Origin of the sequence: Streptomyces sp. NRRL WC-3626, from assembly GCF_000718785.1 — a bacterium.
Taxonomy (GTDB): Bacteria; Actinomycetota; Actinomycetes; order Streptomycetales; family Streptomycetaceae; genus Streptomyces; species Streptomyces edwardsiae.
In genome coordinates this window covers 1-625 of record NZ_JOCA01000052.1, presented here as the reverse complement: position 1 = coordinate 625, position 625 = coordinate 1, and the positions used below count along the sequence as shown (strand labels likewise).

The following is a 625-nucleotide window of genomic DNA, read 5'->3' as shown; positions in this document are numbered from 1 at the left end:
GAGAGTTCGGTGAGGTAGTCGGTCAGTTCCCCTTTGGTGGTGCGCCAGGTGAAGTAGGTGTAGGACTGCTGGAAGCCGATCTGGGCGAGGGTGTGCATCATCGCGGGGCGGGTGAACGCCTCGGCCAGGAAGATGATGTCGGGGTCGGTGCGGTTGATCTCGCCGATGACGCGTTCCCAGAAGACGACGGGTTTGGTGTGGGGGTTGTCGACGCGGAAGATCCGCACGCCGAGTGTCATCCAGTGGCGCAGGACGCGGACGGTTTCGGCGACGAGGCCGTCGAGGTCGGCGTCGAAGGCGATGGGGTAGATGTCCTGGTACTTCTTCGGCGGGTTCTCCGCATACGCGATGGAGCCGTCGGGGCGGTGGTGGAACCATTCGGGGTGTTTGTGGACCCAGGGGTGGTCGGGGGAGCACTGCAGGGCGAAGTCGAGGGCGACCTCGAGGCCGAGTGCGGCGGCCCGGGTGACGAAGCGGGCGAAGTCCTCGAGGGTGCCGAGGCGGGGGTGGACGGCGTCGTGGCCGCCCTCGGGGGAGCCGATCGCCCAGGGGACGCCGACGTCGTCGGGGCCGGCGTCGAGTGTGTTGTTGGGGCCCTTGCGGAAGGTGGTCCCGATCGGGTGGA

The 625-nt window shown here is 67.8% G+C and carries 1 pseudogene; it reads right to left on the bottom strand.

From position 1 onward, the window contains the following. Positions 1 to 625, bottom strand: a pseudogene (locus IF28_RS0135750) (alpha-1,4-glucan--maltose-1-phosphate maltosyltransferase); the annotation flags it as partial.